This window comes from Chroococcidiopsis sp. SAG 2025 (assembly GCF_032860985.1).
Taxonomy (GTDB): domain Bacteria; phylum Cyanobacteriota; class Cyanobacteriia; order Cyanobacteriales; family Chroococcidiopsidaceae; genus Chroococcidiopsis.
Genome location: NZ_JAOCNC010000001.1, coordinates 628002 through 652180, shown reverse-complemented (window position 1 = coordinate 652180; position 24179 = coordinate 628002). Strand labels below are relative to the sequence as shown.

24 protein-coding genes are annotated in these 24179 nt (G+C 44.6%); 10 read left to right on the top strand and 14 right to left on the bottom strand.

Going from position 1 to position 24179, the window contains the following annotated elements:
• Positions 1-110 precede the first annotated feature (110 nt).
• From N4J56_RS03205 to N4J56_RS03195, 3 genes are all read right to left on the bottom strand, one after another.
• Positions 111-1613 carry an iron uptake porin gene (locus tag N4J56_RS03205; protein WP_317105120.1) on the bottom strand — a complete coding sequence of 501 codons (1503 nt, stop codon included), beginning with the start codon at positions 1611-1613 and terminating at the stop codon, positions 111-113.
• A 117-nt stretch (positions 1614-1730) separates the two neighbouring features.
• Positions 1731-2511 (bottom strand): IS5 family transposase gene (locus N4J56_RS03200; protein ID WP_317105119.1). Its coding sequence is split into 2 segments (ribosomal slippage): positions 1731-2175 and positions 2174-2511, totalling 783 coding nucleotides; the frame shifts between segments, so codons are not numbered across the junction.
• Between the two features lie 571 nt (positions 2512-3082).
• Entirely contained in the window at positions 3083-4270 is a 1188-nt protein-coding gene (locus N4J56_RS03195; RefSeq protein WP_317105118.1) for an FAD/NAD(P)-binding protein, read from the bottom strand.
• 316 nt (positions 4271-4586) lie between these two features.
• On the opposite strand from N4J56_RS03195, the gene N4J56_RS03190 reads away from it, so the two are divergent.
• Complete coding sequence (locus N4J56_RS03190; RefSeq protein WP_317105117.1) at positions 4587-5894, top strand: DUF58 domain-containing protein; 1308 nt, start codon at positions 4587-4589, stop codon at positions 5892-5894.
• Positions 5895-5931: 37 nt separating this feature from the next.
• Here N4J56_RS03190 and N4J56_RS03185 read toward each other — a convergent pair whose 3' ends face one another.
• Complete coding sequence (locus N4J56_RS03185) at positions 5932-6516, bottom strand: response regulator (RefSeq protein ID WP_317105116.1); 585 nt, start codon at positions 6514-6516, stop codon at positions 5932-5934.
• 157 nt (positions 6517-6673) lie between these two features.
• Here N4J56_RS03185 and N4J56_RS03180 point away from each other — a divergent pair, with 157 nt between their 5' ends.
• Together N4J56_RS03180 and N4J56_RS03175 are read left to right on the top strand one after the other, a co-directional pair.
• Positions 6674-7810 carry an IS4 family transposase gene (locus N4J56_RS03180; RefSeq protein WP_410500401.1) on the top strand — a complete coding sequence of 379 codons (1137 nt, stop codon included), beginning with the start codon at positions 6674-6676 and terminating at the stop codon, positions 7808-7810.
• Positions 7811-8086: 276 nt separating this feature from the next.
• The gene (locus N4J56_RS03175; protein ID WP_317105115.1) at positions 8087-8278 is read left to right on the top strand and encodes a hypothetical protein; all 192 of its coding nucleotides are present in this window, start codon (positions 8087-8089) and stop codon (positions 8276-8278) included.
• On the opposite strand, the gene N4J56_RS03170 is transcribed toward N4J56_RS03175, so the two are convergent.
• Both N4J56_RS03170 and N4J56_RS03165 read right to left on the bottom strand, forming a co-directional pair.
• Positions 8264-9304 (bottom strand): DUF2157 domain-containing protein, encoded by a 1041-nt coding sequence (locus N4J56_RS03170; protein ID WP_317105114.1) that lies wholly within the window; start codon positions 9302-9304, stop codon positions 8264-8266. The two genes, N4J56_RS03175 and N4J56_RS03170, sit on opposite strands and share 15 nt — an antisense overlap.
• A 140-nt stretch (positions 9305-9444) precedes the next feature.
• Positions 9445-10272, bottom strand: a complete 828-nt coding sequence (locus N4J56_RS03165) for a tryptophan 2,3-dioxygenase family protein (protein ID WP_317105113.1) — start codon at positions 10270-10272, stop codon at positions 9445-9447.
• On the opposite strand from N4J56_RS03165, the gene N4J56_RS03160 reads away from it, so the two are divergent.
• From N4J56_RS03160 to N4J56_RS03140, 5 genes are all read left to right on the top strand, one after another.
• Positions 10271-10423, top strand: a complete 153-nt coding sequence (locus tag N4J56_RS03160) for a hypothetical protein (RefSeq protein WP_317105112.1) — start codon at positions 10271-10273, stop codon at positions 10421-10423. The genes N4J56_RS03165 and N4J56_RS03160 overlap by 2 nt on opposite strands.
• A gap of 66 nt (positions 10424-10489) precedes the next feature.
• Positions 10490-10810, top strand: coding sequence for a hypothetical protein (locus N4J56_RS03155; RefSeq protein WP_317105111.1), 321 nt, complete (start codon positions 10490-10492; stop codon positions 10808-10810).
• A 141-nt stretch (positions 10811-10951) separates the two neighbouring features.
• Positions 10952-12637: a M14 family metallopeptidase gene (locus N4J56_RS03150; RefSeq protein ID WP_317105110.1), complete on the top strand. Its 1686-nt coding sequence runs from the start codon at positions 10952-10954 to the stop codon at positions 12635-12637.
• Between the two features lie 160 nt (positions 12638-12797).
• On the top strand, positions 12798-15002 hold the full coding sequence (locus N4J56_RS03145; RefSeq protein ID WP_317105109.1) for an alkaline phosphatase family protein: 2205 nt from the start codon (positions 12798-12800) through the stop codon (positions 15000-15002).
• Between the two features lie 558 nt (positions 15003-15560).
• A complete protein-coding gene (locus N4J56_RS03140) occupies positions 15561-15815 on the top strand; it encodes a hypothetical protein (RefSeq protein ID WP_317105108.1) in 255 nt (84 codons plus the stop codon).
• A gap of 70 nt (positions 15816-15885) precedes the next feature.
• Here the strand turns inward: N4J56_RS03140 and ychF are convergent, their stop codons facing one another.
• A complete protein-coding gene (gene ychF, locus N4J56_RS03135; protein ID WP_317105107.1) occupies positions 15886-16977 on the bottom strand; it encodes a redox-regulated ATPase YchF in 1092 nt (363 codons plus the stop codon).
• Between the two features lie 148 nt (positions 16978-17125).
• Here ychF and N4J56_RS03130 point away from each other — a divergent pair, with 148 nt between their 5' ends.
• Complete coding sequence (locus tag N4J56_RS03130; protein WP_317105106.1) at positions 17126-17470, top strand: hypothetical protein; 345 nt, start codon at positions 17126-17128, stop codon at positions 17468-17470.
• Positions 17471-17483: 13 nt separating this feature from the next.
• Here the strand turns inward: N4J56_RS03130 and N4J56_RS03125 are convergent, their stop codons facing one another.
• The 3 genes from N4J56_RS03125 to smpB form a co-directional block, all read right to left on the bottom strand.
• Positions 17484-17717 (bottom strand): hypothetical protein, encoded by a 234-nt coding sequence (locus tag N4J56_RS03125; protein WP_317105105.1) that lies wholly within the window; start codon positions 17715-17717, stop codon positions 17484-17486.
• Between the two features lie 192 nt (positions 17718-17909).
• The gene (locus N4J56_RS03120) at positions 17910-18197 is read right to left on the bottom strand and encodes a WGxxGxxG family protein (RefSeq protein WP_317105104.1); all 288 of its coding nucleotides are present in this window, start codon (positions 18195-18197) and stop codon (positions 17910-17912) included.
• A gap of 175 nt (positions 18198-18372) precedes the next feature.
• Entirely contained in the window at positions 18373-18837 is a 465-nt protein-coding gene (gene smpB, locus N4J56_RS03115) for an SsrA-binding protein SmpB (protein ID WP_317105103.1), read from the bottom strand.
• A gap of 497 nt (positions 18838-19334) precedes the next feature.
• Between smpB and N4J56_RS03110 the strand changes: the two genes are divergently transcribed.
• Positions 19335-19991, top strand: coding sequence for a response regulator transcription factor (locus N4J56_RS03110; RefSeq protein ID WP_015153616.1), 657 nt, complete (start codon positions 19335-19337; stop codon positions 19989-19991).
• Between the two features lie 66 nt (positions 19992-20057).
• Here the strand turns inward: N4J56_RS03110 and N4J56_RS03105 are convergent, their stop codons facing one another.
• The 4 genes from N4J56_RS03105 to murC all read right to left on the bottom strand — a co-directional run bounded on the left by N4J56_RS03105 (position 20058) and on the right by murC (position 23798).
• Positions 20058-20579, bottom strand: coding sequence for a low molecular weight protein-tyrosine-phosphatase (locus N4J56_RS03105; RefSeq protein WP_317105102.1), 522 nt, complete (start codon positions 20577-20579; stop codon positions 20058-20060).
• Positions 20580-20643: 64 nt separating this feature from the next.
• Positions 20644-20994 carry a YbaB/EbfC family nucleoid-associated protein gene (locus tag N4J56_RS03100; RefSeq protein ID WP_015153618.1) on the bottom strand — a complete coding sequence of 117 codons (351 nt, stop codon included), beginning with the start codon at positions 20992-20994 and terminating at the stop codon, positions 20644-20646.
• 180 nt (positions 20995-21174) lie between these two features.
• Positions 21175-22131: a UDP-N-acetylmuramate dehydrogenase gene (gene murB, locus N4J56_RS03095; RefSeq protein WP_317105101.1), complete on the bottom strand. Its 957-nt coding sequence runs from the start codon at positions 22129-22131 to the stop codon at positions 21175-21177.
• A 170-nt stretch (positions 22132-22301) separates the two neighbouring features.
• Complete coding sequence (murC, locus tag N4J56_RS03090; protein ID WP_317105100.1) at positions 22302-23798, bottom strand: UDP-N-acetylmuramate--L-alanine ligase; 1497 nt, start codon at positions 23796-23798, stop codon at positions 22302-22304.
• Between the last annotated feature and the right edge of the window lie 381 nt (positions 23799-24179).

Below are 24179 nucleotides of genomic sequence, written 5' to 3'. Positions count from 1 at the left end.
TAGGTAAAGCCTACTTTCAGTTCAGCGCATAGAAAATTCCCCCAAATCTCGATCGAGAAATGAGGGGAATTTACAACCAACAACCAACAACTCATAATTAAAACTCATAATTAAAACTCAAACGTTGTCCTCAACGTACCGACAACAATATCGCTATTGTCGCTATCGTGACCTGGAGCAGTCAGCCAAATTACGCCAGGTGCAACCGAGATATTATCAGTCAGTTGATATCGATAGGAAGCTTCAACGTGCAACCCAGTATCGGGATCTCTTCTTCTTTCTACACCATCGCCATCAGCAACAGTAAAACCACTCGTACCCGTTAGCTTAGGTTCCATCGCCACAATAATATTGAGTAGGTTTCCTTCCTTGCCCAAATCGGGAAAACTGAGGGACAGTGCATAGTTCCACACATCAGCATCACCCAATCCAAGGACGATCGCCTTACTCAATCCTGCCCATCCACCAATTCTAATTCCAGGGGTGATGTCAAATTGTGCTTCTACACCGTAGTGATTGCCTACTACCGATCGCGTGCTGCCATCAGCATCTGTGACTGCTACCAACGATCTGATACTACCTTGTTCTGTCGTGTTTAAGGCTTCGTCATACGTATGAAGATAGGCAAAAGCAACCTTAAATCTGTCAGTTCCGTACTCTAATCGCCCGAGAAAGCTGTTGCTACCGTTAAATAAACCGTTACCAGGGGAAGGATCTTCAGCATTACCAGCTTGATAGCCAAGTCCCAGTTTTAAAGCTTCAGTTATCGAGAATTCTGTAATTATCCCTGCATTCTGTCCCCCTGCATTATAGATGGGGTTGAAGCTGAGATTACCAATTGCACCTACATTCGTGTCGGTAATCAGGTTATCGACAATATCAAAAACGTCGTCGTATTCTCCAGAGTTAGCTAGCAGCCAAACTCTTAGATTATCGCCAACTTGAAAACTGTAGTTGAGGTTATCTATAACAACATCGTTATCAGTACCCGTAGCATATGCTATCTGTCCTTCATTCGTAATGTTGCCTACATAGTCAAAGGCACTAAAGTTACCTGCTTGCAAGCGAACTTGCAGTTGATCTGTACCAGTAAAACTAGACAGGAAATTGAACCGCATTCTCGTTTGTAAGACTGTGTTGTCCTCCACGTCATCGCCAAAAGTATCGCTAGCCGCCATAATGACTTGAGCGCTTAATTTGGTTGTGGTGGAAAATTGATTCGCTTCGAGTTCGGCGGTGGTTGCTTCTAAAGCATCGACTCGACCGCGCAAAGTTGCAAGTTCCGTACCGAATTCCTCTTGCAACCGTTGTAAAGTTGCCAGGTCTTCTTTGTTGACCATATCAGCAGAAGCGGTAGCAATCAGTTCGTTGACCCGATCTAAACAAGCGTTTAATCCTGCGGCAAATTCATAACGAGTTAAAGCGCGATTACCGCGATAAGTTCCATCGGGGTATCCAGCAATGCAACCATACCGTTCTACCAAAGATTGCAATGCCTGAAATGCCCAATCTGTAGGCTGCACGTCTGATAATTGGGAAACTGAAGTCACTTGAGCTAGCTGTGGCGATCGCTCTTTTGTCGTTAGTGTCTCAACGCTGGTTGTTGAAGTCACGGGATTCACTGAACTTATATCTCCCGCGATCGCTGAGTTCAAATATAAAGAATTGGCAGCAATAATCGCTAGAGAAACGAAAAATGAATCTCTAAGAGCTGATTTATAAAGTAAAAATCAAGCAGCTAGTCGTCTCAGCATCAGCCGTACCATAGCAGCGTAGACCATAGATTCACTTATTTCCGGTAGGAGTTCATAATCCTTACTTAGTCGTCGATAGCGTCCTAGCCAGCCAAAAGTTCGTTCAACTACCCATCTTCTGGGCAAAACTTCAAACCCATCTGTAATCCGCTTAACTATTTCTACTTCTGCACCGCAGACTACCATTACAGCTTGTGCAAAATTCTCTCCACTGTAGCCACTATCTGCCCAAATTAGCTCTAAAGACTTAGAGTTATAGCACTCTTCTAGCAATGCCACTATTGCTCCTAATCGTTCTGAAGCATTAGCTTCGGTGATTACTACACCCATTAGTAGTCCTTGAGGATCTACTACGACATGGCGTTTGCGACCTTTAACTAGCTTGCCGCCATCAAAGCCGGATACTTCCCCTTTTTTCCGTCGTTTTTACGGACTGGCTATCCACAATTGCAGCAGTAGCTTGATGAGATTTGCCCAGCTTCATCCGTACTTGTTCACGTAAGGCAAGATTTATCTGCTGCCAAATTCCTCGTTTTTGCCAACGCCGAAAGTAATAATAAACCGTTGAATAGGGTGGGAAGTCATGTGGTAGCATCTCCCAAGCACAGCCAGTTTTCAGCAAATAAAAGATGGCATTTACTACCTCACGCATATCCACAGTACGTGGATGTCCTCCTGGTCTTACAGGTGGAATTAATGGTTCAATGATTTGCCATTCTCGATCGGTTAAATCACTTTTGTAAGCTTTTCTACTCATGAGGCAATGCTTTGGGCTACTGTCTTGTCATAGTAAAAGCCTCTTGCCTCCATTCTCGCTGCTTTCAACTTTTCTTTATAAATGACCTCTAAGAAGTCGTTTCATTAGTATATACCTCACACCTTTTCTAATATTTACCGAGAATGGCAAAGAAAAAAAGTTACATGGATTACGATATTTTCGCAAACTCAAAAAACTGCTTTAGTTAAGACAACAGTTGCTGATTTCGCTGAGTTCTACAACTCTTTTGGTTGAACCCTTTGAACCCATTCCTAAGATAGATGTTAAAAAATCAGTTGAGAACATCTTTTGGGTTCGTCGAGCGGCGAAGTGATTCTGTCTTTTTATAAGTGTTTAAATGTTATCAACAAATAACTTGTGTAAAAAATGATTTGAAGTAGCAAAGATAACAATATTTTGAACGCTACGACTGTATTATAAAATGCACAAAATATGGGTTTCAGTTGCGGTGTTAGCTATAGCTATCGCCATATTTTTGTAGTCGCGTGCAGGGTTTTATTAAGAGTAAACAATTCCAGTCTGGTAACTGCCACCTGCACCAAACAAGAAGCTACAAAGCAGACGCGATCCTTTCACTTGCCATTCTTGCACCTGATAAGTTTCTGGCAACTGGTCCTACTTGCAATCCTGCCAAGCCACCCATCATATAAAATTCGCATCCCGACCAGCGCAAGCAGGGATCGAGAACGGGCAAGCCTCTTGCTATAGGTAGAGGAAAGGTATTGAGAATGTCTGACAGCAGAGGTTCGGCAGTCACGTCAAGTTTCGTCCCTGTTGCGACCCAAATGCGATCGCATTCATTCTCTTCCCCATTATGGCAATGCACTAACCAACTATTCCCTTGCCATACTGCTTTGACGACTTGGCATCGTTCCTGAATCTGCAAGCGATCGCACCGCATGAGCCGTCGCAACTGTAGCATCATTGCTGGCGTGAGGGAACCCCCATTTCTCGCTTGTTGAATTAAATACCAACGCTTTTCCCAGTCCGGTTCTGCCCAAAAATCTTTGAGATATTTCGGTCCCAGCCACCCTGGTTCGGCATCAAATAATTTCTCTTGTAAGTTGCGCCTTGCCATCAACACGACTCTAGCACCACGGGCGATCGCGCCTACAGCCAAATGTCCGCTAGTTAATCCGCCACCAACAATTAATATCCGTTCTCCAGCTAAGTTCAATTTTCGCAAATCCACTTGTTGAGAGTGACATAACCTTTCTGGCGGATAAGGAGACTGAATTTGACTCATCCATTCGGGTACGTGAATTTGACTGCTACCCTTGGCAAATATTACTCTACGGGTAATAACCGCGCGATCGTCTGCCAGCCACAAGCGAAACCGAGGACGCAACCGATGTTGTAAGGGTTCGATCCGCAAAACCTTTGCTTGGAGAACTGGTGGCAAATCCAAACGGCGAATTAAATCGGTACAAAAATCTTGAAATAATTGCGTTCCTGGCAGATCGTAAGGGGCAAATAATTCTTGGGGACGACTTGCGGCAAATTTTCGCAAGGCGTATGGGTTGGGATCGGGATGGTGGACGGCAGGAGAACGTAAATGAGGGATCTCAAAAGCCGCAAATTGTTGCTGCCACTGCTGCAACCACATTCCACTTGGATCGAAAACAGCAAACCTGTGCCGCAGCTTTTTCCGCTTTTGCAGCAAGTAGGCAATAAACGTGAGAGCGTGGGGACCAGCGCCAATGATGGCAATATCGGTATTGGAAGCTTCTGCAAGCATGACAATCGTGCTAGACAGTACTTTAAAATGATAATCATTCTTATTCAAGATAGCATCGGGAGTCAAAAGTCAAAAATAATCCCGACTCCCGTACAGACGTTGCAGGCAACGTCTCTACACCCAATACTTCTTGGTTATGATGCATAGCCCTTCGAGATCCCCCTTAATCCCCCTTAAAAAGGGGGAAACTGTACCATTCTTAGCCCCCTAATTCATCGGGGGGTTGGGGGGATCGAGTCTTAACCGAAAAGTATTGTCTCTACACCGACTCCCGCAACTGAGAGTAAATTGGTATGATGCCTTTATCTATCTCCCTATGATTCCTGCCAAAAGAGTTTATTTGTTGCTGTTGTTGGGAATAGCCGTCGCACCCCTATTAGCTACAATTTGGAACGTGCCGCGCAGTATCCTGGGGATGCTGCTGTTTGATGCTGTTATCTTAGGACTGACGATCGCTGACAGCTTATTAGTACGCCGTCATCGCGTCCAAGTCGAGCGATCTCTGCCTGCTCGACTCTCCATCGGACGGGATAATCCGGTGGTTTTGACAGTGCGATCGCTTAAAAAATCAGCTCAAATTCAAATTTGCGATTATTACCCGATGCAGTTCGCTGTTTCTGCAACTACGCTGACTGCTGCGCTTGCACCTCATAGCACGACAGAATTAACTTATACAATTCATCCCAACCAACGGGGAGAATTTGGCTGGGGAGATCTGCAAGTGAGACAATTGGGTGCTTGGGGATTAGGTTGGGATAACTGGAAAATCGTCCAAAATCAGAAAGTTAAGGTTTATCCTGACTTGGTAGGGTTGCGATCGCTCTCGATTCGGTTGACGCTGCAATCGGCTGGTTCGATCCACAAGCTGCGCCAACGGGGAATCGGAACGGAATTTGCCGAACTTAAGGATTACGGTACGGGTGACGATTTGCGGTTGATTGACTGGAAAGCTACGGCTCGCCGTAATCGTCCTTTGGTGAGGGTATTGGAGCCAGAACACGAACAAACCCTGATTATTCTATTGGATAGAGGACGCTTGATGACGGCTCAAGTATCAGGGTTAAAGCGGTTTGATTGGGGTTTAAACGCAACTTTGGCTTTAGCACTAGCGGGAATTCATCGCGGCGATCGCGTGGGTGTGGGAGTATTTGATAAACAAATGCAGACTTGGATACCACCAGAACGGGGACAGAATCAATTAAACCAACTGATCGATCGCCTGACACCAATTCAACCCGTATTACTCGAATCTGACTATATTGGTGCTGTCACGAGTATTGTCAAACAACAAGCTCGCAGAGCCTTGGTAGTATTAATTACAGATATTGTTGATATAATCGCTTCTGCCGAATTATTAGCCGCATTAGGAAGACTGACACCCCGTTATTTACCTTTTTGCGTGACATTGCGCGATCGCCAAGTGGATCGATTGGCTCATACTCCTACAGATGAAGTGAATGCGACTTATGCTCGTGCTGTGGCTTTAGATTTATTATCTCAGCGTCAAGTTGCCTTTGCTGGGTTGAAACAAAAAGGGGTTTTGGTATTAGATGCACCAGCCGATTTAATTTCGGAACAGTTAGTAGATCGGTATTTGCAGTTGAAAGCGAGGAATCAGTTGTAATTGGTAATTGGTAATGGGTAATCGATCGGAGTTTTTTTCAACCCAACTTAGACGGAGTATTTGAATTGAGAACGAGTTGGATCGTACTTAAAAGGTTTTTGAGCGAATACGGTTTCGATAAAAAGGCATCTACTCCAATTGATGTGGATGTTGTTTGGATCGAGCCACTATTAGCAATAATTTTCAGTTGTGGATTCAGCCCTCTTAATCGCGCAATCGTTTTCATACCATCTAATTCTGGCATCATCAAATCGATTAATACAAGTTGCGCGCGATCGTGGTATTCTCGGTAGCGACTGAGGGCTTCGATACCATTATTTGCAGCGATCGTTCGATAGTTGTGAGCTTCTAAAGAAGTTTTGGCAACTTCTAAAATTAACAACTCATCATCGACAACTAAAATCAATTCACCATTTCCAACTGGCAATGTTTCGTCTTCAATAACTCGATCCACTGCATTCAGATCGGCAGGCAAATAGATGGCAAAACAACTTCCCTGCCTAATTTCACTAGAGACGCGGATAAAGCCACCGTGACTTTTGATAATGCCCAATACGGTAGAAAGACCTAAACCCGTGCCTTTACCAATTTCTTTCGTAGTGTAAAACGGTTCAAAACCCACTACGGTTCAGTTAAGGCTCAAAGTGTTGTAAATTAAGCATTGTTCCCAAGAATGGAAAGTGAGTGTAGTGCATCTGAAGGATTTCTCATTGTTGTCTCCTACGATACAAAGTAGTGATGTGTTCAAAGCGATAGAGGCAGCCATCCCATCCACGGAGATCGAGCAAGCGATCGCTAAAACTAAAGTTTGTGAACAACGTAAACGCTCGTTACCAGCACAATTGGTAATTTGTTTGGTAATTGCGATGAGTCTGTGGTCACGAGATTCGATGAGAGATGTGCTGAAAAACTTAATTGATGGGCTGAGCGAAGCATGGGTGAAAGTGGGGAAATACTGGCGAGTTTTTTGTAAATCAGCAATAACGCAAGCCCGACAACGATTAAGTCCAAGGGTGATGAGTCAATTGTTCCATCAACTGGTGCGACCAATGGCTAGCACCGATACCAAAGGAGCATTTCTCAATGGATTGCGAATTGTGGTAATTGATCGGACTTGCTTCGATCTGCCAGACAGCGATGAAAATGCGAGAGTTTTTGGTCGTCCGAGCAGCCGTCCTGGCACACAAGCCGCATTTCCCAAACTGCGATTAGTCATTTTGGTAGAAGCAGGAACACATTTAATCTTTGATGCATTGATGTGTCCATATCGAATAGGAGAACGAGTGCGGGCATTAAGATTATTACGCTCCGTGAGTTCAGGGATGTTGTTGATGTGGGACAGAGGGTTACATTCTTATGCAATGGTGCAAGCAACTGTCACAACTGGTAGCGATTATTTAGGAAGAATTCCCGCAAATGTCAAGTTTTTGTGCGAAGAACCACTGGCGGATGGTTCTTATCTGAGTTGGATTTATCCACCTGCTAAATTCCGCTCAAAAGCTTGCCAGCCCATACAAGTCCGAGTGATTGAATACACAATTGGTAATACCGACAACCCAGAGGAACAACTAAGATATCGCTTAATTACCAGCTTATTGGAATTGGAGAAATTTCCGGCTCAACTACTGGCGATTGAATATCATCAACGCTGGGAAGTAGAAAATACTATTGATGAACTCAAAGTACATTTATCAGGACGAAAAACTCATATTCGCTCTCAAAAACCGCGTGAAGTTGTGCAGGAAGTTTACGGGTGGTTGTTAGGACACTGGGCTGTGCGGTTATTGATGTTTCAAGCTGCAAAGAGCGCGGGTATCACTCCTTTGCGTCTGAGTTTCACTGGGACATTGCGAGTTATTCGTCGTGCTATCCCGAAATTTCAACGCTTGCAATCACAAGAACTCCCCTTTTTTTAAGTTGGTTAACTGTAGAGATTTTAGACACTCTGTTACCTGAACGAGTTTCTCGTACCAATCCCAGAGTTGTAAAAAAACCTGTATCCAAGTTTCGCTCAAAAAAGCCAAGACATCGAGCCACCCCCTCCCGAACCAATCCTCCTATTTTCTTTATCCTCAGCACAGCGTAGCCTTAAATGAACCGTATTGACTTTTCAATTAGCAGACATTTTTTAGTTCGTCATCTGCCATTAGGTTGATTATGACTGAATATCTCTCAACTAGATAGAGTATATTTTGCAAATTACAGAAAAAACTGCTACAACGAGAGCCGATCGTACTCAAACCACGATTACCCCCCATCAGTCTCACTGGCGCGTTGCATCTCGTCTAAACTCTCAGTATATCGTCATCATCATGGCGATCGCGATGATACACGATAAAAATGAATTGCTGAGAGTCAGATTGCTTTTCCTAATCTCGCGGTAGCATTTGCCTCAAAAATTGTGGTAGCGATCGCTCAAAGAAACGTTCGATTTTTCTGTTATGGCGTTGATATAAAACGCCCAAATAGATAATAGATATTCCTAAAACAGTGAGTGCAAATGGAAATAATAAGGCATTTTTAAAAACTGTATAGGCAAGGTGACTTAAATATCCAAAGACTCCCAGAGCGCCAAACACTATAAAAACTTTGCGTTTTAACAATACAGACAGTAAAATCAATCCCAAATTAATTAAACAATAAATCAATTTTTGCCATTCACTGCTATCTCTCATTAAAGTCATACCAAACCAGAAGGCAAGTAAGCCAAATAAATATAACCAAAAAGCAAAATCCCCATCGCGCCTGCGCGTGCGAAGATCGACTAAATAGGCAACGACAATACACGCAATGCCAAACCATAGGGAAACTAATAGCCTTTGCGCCCAGCTAAACTCATTTTTACCAAATAACAATGGTGTTAAATCCATCGACATGAAATATAACGAAAAAGCAATCGGCGCAGTCAAAAATGGAAATCGGACAAATTTGAGTGCGATCAAACCTGCAATAATAGTTCCTAATTCCATTAGAAACCAACTGCCTTTAATCCAAACATAGTAATCTCGATATACACCTGGATCGCCTTGAATCCAAAATCCCGTCCATCTTTGCAGTCCGTAAATTGCTAGAGGAGTCATGCAAACTGCGATCGCAAATAGCAATCCCCCAGGAACTTTCATGTTTTGGTGAAAGTATAAAGTTTTGCCTGCCATTACAAAACAAAATGCATAAATACAAGCCAACAAGAACATTCCGCCGCCACCAAACGACTCCCAAGCCAAGCTCATAAACCAACTCATGGCAGAGATAACCACCAAAGCCCCAAAATAAAAAGTTACGTTGGCAAAATTAAATTGGGGGCGATCCCCGATCCGGTTAGATAATGCCTGCCATAGCGCCTCTGCTTGCGCCTCAGTAATTAAGCCTTGGGAAGCCGCCCAAGACAGATCGTCTTTGTAAATTTTCATACTCGAAACTATAGTAGGTTTAACTCCATCATGAGAGTCAGTTTCGAGACAATGTACGTTTATTGTGCCACTATTCGATGTGCTTATTTTTACATATGTTTCCATAGTAAGGTGCGTTATTTAACGTACCCTACTAGCTACTAGCTTAACCCCGGAAATAATGGCGCTTCTTCCCTGTGATATTTCGCTAAATAATCTTTAAAAGACGTGCCACCAGTCCCGACTTCTACCCCGACAATTTTGAGTTGTTGAATTGCCAAACCTAAATGCCCTTGATGAAATTGAGTTTGGCATTTATCGTAGGCTTGCATAAAGTTGAGAACTGCATTGGCATCAGAATAAGTGCGTAAATTGGCAACTTTCTCGGCTTGCGTGTTGCCTACAGCACGACTGATGAGCAGATCGTAATAATATGTTAAGTTATGTTCTTTATACTGCTCGAACCACTGATTAATGCGATCGCCATATTTGCGATCGAATTCAGTCTCGGCAATATGCAACTTACCTTCAGCATCTTTAGTTCCACCTACCCAATACTTTCTCACTCCGCTCATAATTTCTAAATGCCGAAATTGAATTGATTGAAAGCCGCTTGTGGGACCAATGCTAGTCCGAAATTCGGCAAATGCTCGCATAGTTGTGAGAATCGGCATGGTAGTATTGACAACCTCATATAGTCGCAATACTCTTTGAAAGAAATAACACGCTTCGCTAGTATTACTAATAACTGAATCCGCGTCTAATGCCTTTAACAAAGCATTTAAAACCCGTCCCATCTCAATAGTCATTTGATGAAAGGCAAGTTCGCAAATCTGATGCACGGTGATAAATAAATCTTCATCTTTTGAAGCAGTTAGAGGTTTTTTACAACTAATTAGCGCCTCAATATTGTGATAATTCCAATAATGATTGTTGCCGATCTCCAAATTAGGATCGAGGGGTGGTAGAGGTTGATAGGATTCGGACATGGTAGTAGAAACGTTACAGGTAACGTCTCTACATTACATTGGTGGAAATTGCGATCGCATGATAGGAATTGTGGGGCGATCGCCAAATCCTCCATTTGGAGGTCAACAAATGTTGACTTATAGTAGTAATCTGAAAAATATAGACTGTTAGTATTACGGTCATAGCCAAAGTGGTCATACCCAAAGTTAACTGAATGCTGCTTGAGAGGTTAATAGTATGGATAGATTGCAGCAACTGCTTCGGAACTCGTTCATTCGCCTAGAAGGATTACTGTATCAAATATTTGGATTTTTCCGCAAAATCTGGGGTTTGTTTTATCAACGCTTACTTATGTTGCTGCAAGTGCTAGGATTCTCAAACTCTAGTTATTACGTTGAATCCGATCGCCAAAATAATCTAGAATCGGCAGAAGATCGGCAAATAACTGAAGTCAAATCAGAAAAAATCGAACCCAGCTTCACGCCTAACCGTCGTCGTCCCCCGCAGATGGAATATTACCGCAAACTGGCTGGACAAGTAAATCCAAAGCAAAAATAGGAATCAGAGGTTAGTGAAAGGACAAAAGAGAAGTCGTAAGTCGTAAGCCATTTTTCTCCCTCAGCTCCCGCTCGCTCCCGCTCGCTCCCGCTCGCTCCCTCAGCTCTCTTCCCCCTGCTCCCTATTCGCTAATAACTGAAAATGCCAGAAGTCCGGTTCGATAAGTACTATCGCTATGCAGACTTAACCGAGATCGTACGCGCATACGCACGAGAATTTCCGCAACTGGTACGACTGCAAAACATTGGTAAAAGCTACGAAGGCAGAGACATTTGGCTATTAACAGTTACCAATTTCGCGACGGGTGACGATCCAGATAAGCCTGCTTTGTGGGTAGATGGTAATATCCATGCCACAGAACTCGCGCCTTCAAGTGCCTGCCTGTATTTCCTGCAAACATTGGTGACTGGCTATGGCACTCAACCTGATATTACCCGTTGCTTGGACACTCGCGTATTTTATATCTGTCCTCGCGTCAATCCTGATGGTGCTGAGCTGGCTTTGGCAAACAAACCAAAGTTTATCCGTTCTAGCACTCGTCCTTATCCTCACCAGGGAGAACGAGAAGAGGGGCTAGTGATGACAGATATGGACGGAGATGGGCGAATTCTACAAATGAGAATACCAGATCCGAATGGTGCTTGGAAAGTTTGCCCAACTGAACCGCGTTTATTAATTCCACGGGAACCAATAGAAACGGGCGGACAATATTATCGCATCCTCCCAGAGGGAGAAATTGAAAACTACAACGGCATCCAGATTGACATTCCACCACCGAAAGAAGGACTCGACTTAAACCGCAATTTCCCTAGTGGATGGCGACAAGAACAAGAGCAAATGGGAGCAGGACCCTATCCTGCCTCAGAAGCAGAAGTGCGATCGCTAGTTGATTTTATTACCTGTCATCCTAATATTACAGGGGCGATCGCCTTTCACACTTTTAGTGGTGTTATCCTACGCCCTTACAGCCATCAAAGCGATGACGAGTTACCCACCAAAGATTTGCGCGTTTACCAGTGTATCGGCGATAAAGCCACAGAAATCACTCAATACCCTGCTGTCTCAGTCTTTCACGAATTTCGCTACGATCCCAAAGACTTTATTACAGGTGCATTTGACGATTGGGCTTACGAACATCAAGGAGTATTTGCCTGGACGGTAGAAATTTGGAGTCCGCAGCGTCAAGCCGGAATTAAAGAGTATAAATTCATCGACTGGTATAGGGAACACCCCTTTGAAGATGACTTAACCATGCTGCGTTGGAATGATGAAGTTTTAGGTGGTAAGGGTTACATCGATTGGTATCCCTTCGAGCATCCTCAACTCGGTGAAGTCGAACTAGGGGGATGGGATGCAATGTATGCCTGGTCAAATCCTCCCCCCCAGTTTTTGGAAAAAGAGCTTGCGCGTTTTCCTAAGTGGTTGGTATGGCACTTATTAATATCGCCTCAGTTAGAAATTTATGAGGCGAGTATCAGTCACTTAGGCGGTTCTAATTATCGCATCCGCTTTGCCGTTCAAAATACAGGTTGGCTACCTACCTACGTTACCGAAAGAGCAATGGATAAAAAACTGGTACGGGATTGTCTATGTGAAATCGAGCTACCAGAAGGGGCAAAATTGGTAACGGGGAAATTGCGAGAAGATGTAGGACAACTCGAAGGACGCGCCTACCAGCCTTCTGCACCCCTGAGAAGACAAGCCGATCCGACAAGCGATCGCGCTTTAGTTGAATGGGTAGTATACGCGCCTGATGACGGTACAGTCTTCAAATTAATTGCTCGTCACGATCGCGCCGGAGTCGTCCGTACTACAGTTGTCAGTTGACAGTGACCAGTGACCAGTTAATTCTGACTTACGACTTACGACTTACAACTTACGACTTACCGATAACTCTCCCATATTCTGTTCTTAAAGTCATGACGGTATGCTCCGATTATTCCTATCTTGCAGCGTAGGATTACGACTTTCATAGAGGATAAGAAATATGGGGTTGAGAGTTCCCTTCAGTTTCAGTCTGGCTTCGCTCAAACGTTTTATCCCAATTGTTATTTTTACTTTCGGATTAACTTTTATATTTCACTTCTTTGCTGCAACTCCAGCTGTTAACAAACCTCATCCCAAAATCGTCTTGATTTCCCTAGATGGCGCAACACCACCGTTGCTCGATCGCTACTTTGCAACTGGTGTATTGGACAAACATAAGGGATTGGGACTGTTGCAAAGTCAAGGACTTGTTGCCAAACAAAATCAAACTATCACCCCGTCTCTAACTGCGCCAGCCCATATTGCGATCGGTACTGGTTCTACAGCTGCTCGTAACGATATTAATGCTAATAGCTTTCACCTCGTTGCCAGTCCTTTCAAACAAAATATCAGCGGTTTTGCGGCTCCAATTGGCGGCTACTCGGTGGGAATTGACGGACCTCTGGACGACCATACCCAAACTGCTGAATCTCTCTGGATTGCGCTGCGGAACAACGGTAAGAAAGTCATTGCCGCTACCTTTCCCGGTGCTGATGGACTCGATATCAAAATTCCTGGTTTGACCGATAGCCCAGTCGTCCAACCAGCTAGCGATCGCACGGTAGATTATACCGTACCGTTTGGCGCATTTGGCGGCGTAGGAGCTAGGGGCTTTAGCTTTACAGCACCAGATTTTAGCGATGCTGCTAGCGAGATTATTCAGCAACTCACAACCGCAGGCAGACCGTCTTTTAGCCCCGTCAAAGTCACGACTCTCGAAACCATCCCCGCAAGCGGTTCGGGTAGCCTGACTGGTGGCGGTGGTCCCTACAACCTACAAGTGGCGGCGATCGATACGAGCGATGATAAAGTTGTTAACTACGATACTTTAATTATTTTTGATGCCGATCGCGGTATCCAACCTAGAGCATCTCAACCCCCTGCTACTGGTTCCGCCTACTTTAAAGCTAGCGATCGCACCTCCAGTTTATTTTACTTTGAAGACAGTACGAATAAAGTCGGTACGAGTTTCTATGTTACTCAACTCGCCCCCGACCTTTCCCAGGTGCGGTTAGCGCGTTATTCTGCTAACTATATTCCTCGCAACCAAGCAGTTTTGGCGGATGTGGACGATGCGAATAATAATGTTGGGTTCTGGGTTCCTCAGCCCGACTTCCGCATCCCCGAACGAATCAGTCCAGGCTTTGATGATTTTCCCGATCTAGAACTAGAGGCAGTTTATCAAGATCAAGTTCGTACCTTTGTAGATTACCAGACGCGGATTGCTTTACGGGCGATCGCTCAAAATCCCGATGCGGATCTTGTATTGACATATATCGAACAACCCGATGGTTCGGGACACCAATTTCTAATTACCGATCCTCGCCAAGCTACTGATTTTCGCGATCCCAACTCAATTGTCAATAACCAAGACCGAGAAAAAATTGAGCGATATCAAAAGTATCTGCGATCGGCTTATCGAGAAGTAAATACAGCCGTGCAGCGAATCATTGAGGCTGTTGGGACAAATAAGCGCGGTAGACCGAATAGTAATGTTATCGTAGTGTCCGACCACGGTTTTGCCCCGTTCCACACCGCAGTTAGCCTCAACAACTACCTCAGCAGCTTGGGATTTGATAATACAAAAGTACGAGCAATTACCTCGGGTCCAGCAGTAAACATTTACATCAATTTGCAGGGACGAGAACCGGATGGCACTGTGAGTAAAGCAGAATATGTCACGCTGCAACAACAGTTGGTTGAGGCGCTATCCAAATTTACCGATACTAATCCAAACTATACTGCGGGAAGCAAATCTGTAGCGATCTTCGATAAGATCTACGCTCGTCCCATACCCAGCGATCCGAGCGATCGCCACTTTGGCTTAGATACAAGTGAGTTTATCGGTCAAGACAGCGGAGATGTTTTTGCAATTATGCGGCTGGGGTACAATTTTGACGGCACTCAAACCCCAGTGGTACAACGTTTGGGCGATCCGGCTTCAGAGACTCCATTGCTATCAGTCCCCAACTTCTACGGCGCTCATGGCTACGATCCAGAATTACCAGAGATGAGCGCAATTTTTTATGCTGCTGGATCAGACATTGGTGCTGGGACAATTCAGCGAGTGCGTAATATCGATATTGCTCCTACGATCCTGCGAATTTTGGGCGTGCAACCAGCGCCAACTGTGGAAGGCGATCCGGTCGATCTAGGTCGGGCGTAAGACTTACGCAGCCGATCCCCCAACTGGGTTAAAAAGGCGACATTTAATTCCCCCCTGGAAAAGGGGGGCTAGGGGGGATGTCTCCGATCGCAGTCAAACAATAAAATGATATTCGTTAAAAATTGCGATCGCTCCAGGCGCGGCAAAATATTAAGAATACCTTAAGAATAAAAATAAATGTCAGAAATATGCTGCTATGCTTATTCGCTAATTATTCAGCAGTAGATCGTTCTGGTACTTAATCTTGGATAGAATTCTGTCAATTTGAATACAAAAACTAGCTGAATTACGACCTAACAGAGGAAAGCCAATGCAAGATAGCGTTTCCCTAGTGGATGGCATATTTATCGGTTACGTATTTGCCAATTGCATATTTCTCGATCGCTCGCAGCTAATTTACTTATATTCGCAAAATTCACTCAAAACTTAAAAATCATAAGTAAGTGTGATGTATCGATTTACCTAAGTGCGATCGCAACTTTGACGACAGTTAACCACAGTTTAGATCGCTAAAATTCTGAATGTTTTTGCCGTTTACTTAATCCATGAGGAGTTTTTATGTCTAGACGTATGTGCTGGTTATCTCAAGCCCAAGAGGGAGAAAAAATCTTACACTTACAACTCTCACCCGACGAGCCTTGGAAACCATATACTGCTTTTCGCCAATTCGCCGTACCAGACTATCCTATTCCGGGTGGTTCTAAGGGTTGGGCAACCTACCAAAAGTTATTAAAAGCAGGTTGGACTTTAGTGCATAGCTCCCGCGCTCAAGAATTTACCGTTAAGGATACCAGTGTCGTCAACAACTCATAACTCCTAAAACGATTTTGTCAGAGGAGTTAGGAGCCATTCTATTTTCTGTCTCCTGTCTCCTTCTAAAACGCTACACGTTAAACCGGAACAGCATCACGTCCCCTTCCTTAACAATGTATTCTTTTCCTTCACTACGCACTAAACCTTTTTCTTTGGCTCCATTCATCGAGCCATTGGCTACTAGGTCATTGTAAGCCACCGTTTCAGCGCGAATAAAACCGCGCTCAAAATCAGAGTGAATGACTCCAGCAGCTTGCGGTGCTACCATTCCTGCGGTAATTGTCCAAGCGCGAGTTTCTTTTGGACCTGTAGTAAAGTAGGTACGCAAACCGAGTAATTCGTAGGTAGCGCGAATTAAAGATTTTAACCCGCCTTCTTCTACGCCTAATGTGGCAAGAAATTCGGCTCGTTCTTCTTCTGGGATCTCGACTAATTCCGATTCCACTTGTGCTGAAACTATAACCACCTGTGCTTTATCAGAGGCTGCAAACTGCCTGACTTGTTCCACCCATTGGTTTCCAGTTGACAGATCGTCCTCCGATACATTTGCGGCATAAATAACTGGTTTAGCTGTGAGCAATCCCAACCCTTTAATTAAAACAGCTTCTTCATCAGTTAGACTAACTTGACGGGCTGGTTTACCTAGATTGAGAGCTTCTGTCAATTTATCTAACACAGTCAATTCAAGCTGAGCTTCTTTGCTGGTTCGAGCTAGCTTGCGGGCGCGATCGCTTCTACGTTCGATTTGGGCTAAATCTGCTAAAACCAGTTCTAAATTAATCACCTCAATGTCTCGCACCGGATCGACAGAACCAGCAACGTGAATGATATCGTCATTCTCAAAACAACGCACGACATGAACGATCGCATCAACTTCGCGGATGTGGGACAGAAATTGATTGCCTAGTCCTTCTCCCTGACTTGCACCTTCCACCAAACCCGCAATATCGACAAACTCAACCCGCGTAGGCACGATTTGCGCGGAGTTAGAAATTTCGGCAAGCACCTTTAGTCGTTCATCTGGTACGGCAACCACGCCCACATTTGGTTCAATCGTACAAAAAGGAAAATTAGCTGCCTCAGCTTTGGCATTGGCAACTAAAGCATTAAACAATGTAGATTTGCCGACATTAGGCAGTCCGACAATTCCGGCTCTGAGCATGGCTGTGTAACGATCGCTTATTCCTTTGTCAGGATAACAAAATCTCAGAGGGATATATGAAACTTAATTTCACAAAATTCACGGAGGTTTTTACCACAGGTGAATTCTATCCTGAAAAAACTATCTAGGTTCGTGTAGGTTAATGTTTGTGTTGCAGAATCAGACTTCTACTTTACTTATTGCTGCTAGCTTGTGCTTATCAGTTATTGGCGCGATCGCTCCAGTCGCCAGAGCCGACATACGTGATTTTACGCTACACAATGAAACCAGCGTCAATATTCAGGAAATACATCTATCTAATTCTGGCGCTGACAAGTGGGGAGCGAATCTGTTAGATCGAGATGTCCTACTTCCAGATGAATCGGCTGACATAGTTTTTGAGGATAACTCCGCCTCATGCCTTTACGACATCCGTGCTATTACTGGTGATGGTGAAATAGACAAGCGCCAAGTTAATCTTTGCGAAACTTTAGATTTCTCAGTCACGGAATAGCATTTGCTGCTATCTACACCGGTTCGGGAATTGGTTGCGGAATTGGTGCAGGTACGGGTTGGGGAATTGGTGCGGGTACGGGTTCCGGTACGGGACTCGGTACGGGTTCTGGTGCTGGCGATGGAATTGGCTGCGGTACGGGACTCGGTACGGGTTCCGGTGCTGGTGGGGGAGTTGGTTCTGGAGTCGGTTGAGGTAGGGGACTTGGTGTCGGATTGGGAATTTGTGGATCGGGAATATAAATCATAGATGGGTGAGAGTAAATACAGTACTCATCTAAGCTAAAAAGCGATCGCCACTTCTGACATCTCCCGAAATGCCTACACCTAGATACTGAAAAAACTAGGCAACTTGCTTGTATGGCAGTCACAAAAATTGCCTAGTTATTCATTTTCCTTCAGACATTATTTAGATCTCCATTTGTGGAAAATCAGAAAGATTATTCTCTATAGGTCGTGCTACCTACAGTACGATCGGGATCGCGATATGCTGTAGGTTCTTTTTTCTTTCTTCCAGCTAGACCGAGTAAACCAGCTAGACCGAGTAAGCCAAGCCAACCCCAGTTACTATCATCATCGCGATCGTCTACGTCATCAACCACTGTAGGTTGAGTCGTTGTTGTTCCAGAGTCTGGGGTGGTGGTAGTTTGTGCAGATACAGGTAGTGCTGTCAAGCTGAAGGCGAGAACTCCAGCACCAATTATTTTAGAAAGAGCAGCAATTTTCATGGTTGAGTTTTCTGGTTGAATTGTTATGCTGCCTACTAATCTATTCAGTAGCAATCTAAACTAAATCGCTCTTAAGCCAGAAAACTCATTTGTTGGTAGATCTAGCTAGAGAAATAGAAAAAACACTCTTCTTAACCAAATTTAACTTTTAGCTTGTAGTTAAACTAACTTCTGATTAGTAGTTTTTCATTACCCTTTGTATCTCTCTTTGGTCTTGGCGACGCTTTAAATCTTCCCGCTTGTCATGGAGTTTTTTCCCTTTAGCGAGTCCAATACTAATTTTGACTAAGCCGCGTTTGAGATACAGTTTTAGCGGCACTAATGTCAGACCCTGTTGTTCTACCTTACCAATCAGCTTGCGAATTTCCTGCCGATGCAGTAGTAGTTTACGAGTGCGGCGAGGGTCGTGATTAAAATATTGACTGCTGCTAGTATAGGGTGAGATATGAACGTTAATTAGCCATGCCTCTCCGTTACGAATAAGAGCATAGCCATCTTGCAGGTTGACTTTACCTGCGCGGATTGACTTGACTTCTGTACCCATGAGTTGCAATCCTGCCTCATAGGTTTCGAGGATATCGTACAAAAAGCGGGCTTTGCGATTGTCGCTCAATACCTTATAACCGTCGTTGTCGCTCATTGAAGTTTTCTTGCAGTATTCTCGTGCTGCTCTAAAGTACTAAAGTAAGGGGAAAATAAATTATCGACTATTTGCTAAAAGATTTACATCTACCTTGCTAAAAGTTAAGGTATGCTGGCTATTGCGAACTTATCACGTTTCTCGCTATCTTGCCATGCTAAATCGCTACTCTCGAAATTAAGAATACATCTCATTTTCTGAGGTAAAGACACAGAAGACAGAATTATTCCCACGGATGAACTATTAGAGTTCAGTGAAGATGCCTTGTTTAAACTCTCTCCATAGATTATCTTAGGGACTTTAACCCGTCAAACAAACTTCTAACATCCCTGACTCCTATCTCCTACTGTAGCGATCGCGATGACTATTTTTTATCAAGAGTTGGAATTACTTGCATGGATATGTTTCGGTAGGATAAATAAATCCTCGGTGAATACTGTCAAAGTACAGCCAGAAACTGCAAAATCTTTACTCAGCGTAGTAACTCCATATTATTCATGCCTCTGACTATTCTTGTTGTTGATGACGATCCTGGGACTCGTCTGGCTATCAGTGATTATCTTGAGATGGCTGGTTACTCAGTCATTACGGCTGCTGATGGGCAACAAGGCTTGGATATGGTCGAGACTTATCGCCCTCATTTGATGGTGACAGATATTGTGATGCCGCGCATGAACGGCTATCAATTGGTGCGGAGTGTCAGACAACATCCTTCATTTCGACTGCTACCAGTCATTTTTTTAACAGAACGTAACAAAACTGAAGAACGAATTCAAGGCTATCAGTCGGGAGCAGATCTTTACCTACCTAAACCGTTTGAGTTACAAGAACTAGGAGCGGCAATCCGCAATTTGTTGGAGCGATCGCAAATGATCCAATCAGAGTATCGCCTATCCCAGGAAGAAGGTTTGCGTCCTCAGACAACCGCAACGGCGATCGTCGAAAAACTTGATTTTCCCTTCCACCTCACCCAACGCGAGCAGGAGGTGTTAGTCATGCTCACTCACGGTCTTTCCAACGCTCAAATTGGCAGCCAGCTCCACCTTAGTCCCCGCACAGTAGAAAAATACGTCAGCAATCTCCTGCGCAAAACAGAAACCAACAACCGAGCCGAACTCGTCGGTTATGCGATGAAGCATCGATTGGTTGAATAGTCATTTGTCATTCGTCATTTGTGAATGGCTAGTGTTTTAACTTACGACTTACGACTTACGATTTCTTTACTCACTGTCTGCAATTTCCTGTTTGACGCGATCGAGCAGTCCGTTACAAGCATCGAGCAGGAGGTCAATCACCTGGTTAAATCCCTCTGCACCACCGTAGTAGGGGTCAGGCACTTCTTTCATGGTATGCTCGGTGCAAAAGTCACAGATCAAAAGCACTTTATCGCGGTATTCACCACTGAAATCTAGTGCCAGAATATCGTAGTAATTTTCGCGATCCATTGCCAAAATCAGATCGAATTCCGCCAAATCCGATTTTTGTAACTGGCGCGCTCGACCGCGTAACTGAATTCCCATCCGATTAGCTGCTGCAAACGTCATGCGACGGTCTGGCGGACTGCCAACATGATAGCCACCCGTACCAGCAGAATCGCAAACGACGCGATCGCCCAACTGATGGCGATCGATCAAATGGTTCATAATATTTTCCGCCGCTGGAGAACGGCAAATATTACCCAGGCAGACAAAAAGTAACTTATACATACAGATAATTTTTGACAATTGCTTTTTGTCTGTCATTTGTCATTTGTCATCAGTCATCGGTTATATACAAATGACGAATGACGAATGACGAATGACGAATTTACATTCCTGGCAATTCCAAACCACTAGTTAACTCTTCCATCCGTTCCCGCATGGTAGCAGTAGATTTGTTATAAGCATCTTTCATTGCTGCCAGTACGAGATCGGAGAGGACATCTGCGCCTTCTTGCAATGCTTCTGGAGCCACTTCTACCCGTCGGGGTTCTTGGTTGCCGCTGAGAGACACTTTGACCATACCTCCACCAGCTTCGCCCTGGATCTCCATCATCTCCAATTCTTCTTGGAGCTTTTTCGCACCTTCTTGCACCTGCTGCGCTTTCTTGAAGGCATCTGCGAGTTCCTTCATTTTGCCCAGACCGAAGCCAAATCCTTTTCCTTGTCCTTGTGTCATATGCTAGTTGAGTCGATTTAATCGAAGTTCCATTAAATTATAGATGCGCCGAGAATCGATAAAGGTCAAAGGTAATTTGCATTCACAATTCGCAATTCGCAATTAATGTTGATAGTTGACAGTTGACAGTTAACCGTTAACTGTCAACTGTCAACTGTCAACTATCCATTTCTATACAGATTAAAATTCGCCAATTGTTTTCACTTCTGGCTCTAGCAGTAGCGACCAACGTTCTTCTACTTGATGCTGGACGTAACGAATTAGCTGCCAGATATCGTTAGCTTTTGCACCACCACAGTTAAGAATGAAGTTAGCATGGCGCTGTGCAACCTGAGCTGCACCAATTTGATAGCCCTTTAAACCTGACTGCTCGATCAACCAGCCAGCGGTGTAGGGTAGGGGGTTACGGAACACGCTACCACAGCTAGGTAGATGATAGGGTTGAGTACGCCGCCTTTGCTCTAGGTGTTCGGTGGTGGTTGCTAGCACTTGTTGTGGATCTGCGCCTGGTTGCAGCTGGAAGATAGCTTGAGTGACGAGGCGCTGGCTGCCTTGCAAAATTGAGGTGCGATAGCTGTAACTTAGTTGGTCTGGAGTAAGGGTTTCTAGCTGCCCAGAGGGAGACAAAACTTGAGCGCTGACTAAAATATCGGCAATGCAGCTTTTGTGCGCTCCTGCATTCATTACCACAGCACCGCCGACACTACCAGGAATTCCAACAGCCCACTCCAGCCCTTGCCAGCCTAATTCTGCCACTTGCCAAGCTACGCGAGGTAAAGGTTCTCCAGCAGCCACGGTCAATTGACCGGTTCCCAGATCGAAGCGGCTGTAGCGCAAATGACGAGTGCCAATGACCAAACCAGGCAGACCGCGATCGCTAACTAATAAATTAGAACCTGCTCCAATCAGCGTCACGGCTAATCCTTCTGAGCGCGACCACTCCAAACTAGCTTGCAATTCTGCTAGATTTTGAGGTGCTACATACCATTGGGCTGGTCCTCCAACCCGAAAGGATGTGAGACTAGCCAACGGGACTTGAGACTTAATCGCGCATTTTGTTCCAGGCAAGTATATTATCTGGCGATCGCCAGCAGTTTCTGGAATCGGAATTGGGTTGGGGTGTTGGGAGGAGGTCATAATGGTGTTGCGAGCGGGAATGAGGTGTGGGATGGGGGACAAGGAAAACAAGGGAGACAAAGAAGACAAGGGAGAAGTCGGAGTTCGGAAGTCGAAATTCGGAATTAATGTAAACTCCCTGCTCTCTATTCCCTATTTTCTGCTCCCTACTCCCTGTTCCCTGATAACTGTCAACCGTTAGCCTTGATTCTTTCAATTGCATTGGGAATAATTTGATTCAAGTTCCCTGCACCTAAAAATAAAGCTGTGTCCCCAGAACGCAAATTATCTACCAAAAACTCCTCGACAGCAGTAAGTGTAGGTAAATACGTGACTTGAGGATGATGGTTTGCAACTAGTGCTGCTAGTCTCTCGCCGTCAATCTGCCCTGAATTGGACTCGCCTGCGCTATAGATATCCGTGAGAACGACGGCATCGGCATGACTAAAAGATTTGGCGAAGTCTGATAAAAAAGTCAGAGTACGGCTGTAGCGGTGAGGCTGAAAGATCGCCACGACTCTAGTTTGGGGTTTAGCTTGCAACTTCGCAGCCGCCAGGGTTGCCTGGAGTTCGCTTGGGTGGTGCGCGTAGTCGTCGATGAATTGGATGTCATTAACAACACCACGCAGTTCAAATCTACGCCTAGCGCCTTCAAAGGTGATTAGACTATCGGCGATCGCCGCAAATTCTACTCCCAGCAGCCGACCAACAGCGATCGCGGCTAAGGCATTACTGAGATTGTGTTGTCCTAGCAATGGCAAACGCAACTGCCCTAACTCTTTTCCTCGCTCCCATACCGTGGCGATCGTGCCATCAGCACCGTAAACCACGTTGGATACCGTGTAGTCTGCCGCCATCTCTGGATTGAGGCTGTAGCTAATTGTCGGTTGCAGGCGATCGCGGACTGTTGGGCAATCTATACAACCTACGACATGCTGGCACTGTTGCGCAAAAGTTTGAAAAGTCTTGACTACCTGCTCTAGAGACTTGTAGTGGTCGGGATGGTCGAGTTCGATGTTAGTGACTACACCAATTTGACAAGCCAATTTGACTAAAGAACCATCCGATTCATCTGCTTCTGCTACTAAATACTGACTGTTCCCGAGCCTCGCGTTACCCTCCCATGCTTTTACCTCTCCACCAACGATGATGGTAGGGTCGAGACCAGCTTTGAGTAACATGTACCCGATCGCGCTGCTGGTGGTTGTTTTACCGTGAGTCCCAGCTACGGCAATGCTGTAACGCTCTTGAATCAGTGCTGCCAACAAATCGGAACGATGAAAGATCGGACAACCTAAATCCAGCGCTGCTTGATACTCTAAGTTACCTGCATGAATTGCCGTCGAACAGATAACTTGTGGTAACTCGGCAATTTTGCTGTTGGCGATCGCTTGACTAGCTCGTCTTGATGACTTTACAAATACAGGCGCACTATTACCGCTCACTGCTAAAGCTTGGAAGCTGGCATCGGTCTGGGAGCGAAAAAACTCTAGATTGGATGCATCTTGGCAACTAAAAATATGCGTTCCTAAGGCTGCTAATTTCTCGGTGATATGGCTCTCGCGGATATCGGAGCCAGAAACAGGTAGACGACGCTTAGCTAAGATATAAGCAAGGGCTGACATCCCAATACCACCAATACCGATGAAATGGAATGGTTTACCACTTAAATCAACATAATTAGTCATTTTTACTCCTCGCACCTCACCCCAGAGTCCAGTATACAAATGTCACGCGATATCATATCAGGAAATAAATTTTACGGATGGCTTGACTGTTTAAGTTTTTTATATCTGACATCAATTCGCTCTGTCCTCCCCAGGCGATCTTTATTTACAGGAATTTACGTACTTAGCTAATAGAGTTTAATTTTTATTTTGAGAAAGTATTCTCTTTGGCAAAGATTTTAGTTTTTTTCTGCAAAAAATGCACCCAAATGCTAAATGTCATTGGGTGCAGTATAACTAAGTACTAATTAAAGCGCGATCGCAAATTCCAAGACCAGGTGGTGACGAAAAGAATACACTCTTCAAAACTCCCTGCTACGCGGCTCCGATGGCGAGGTTCCC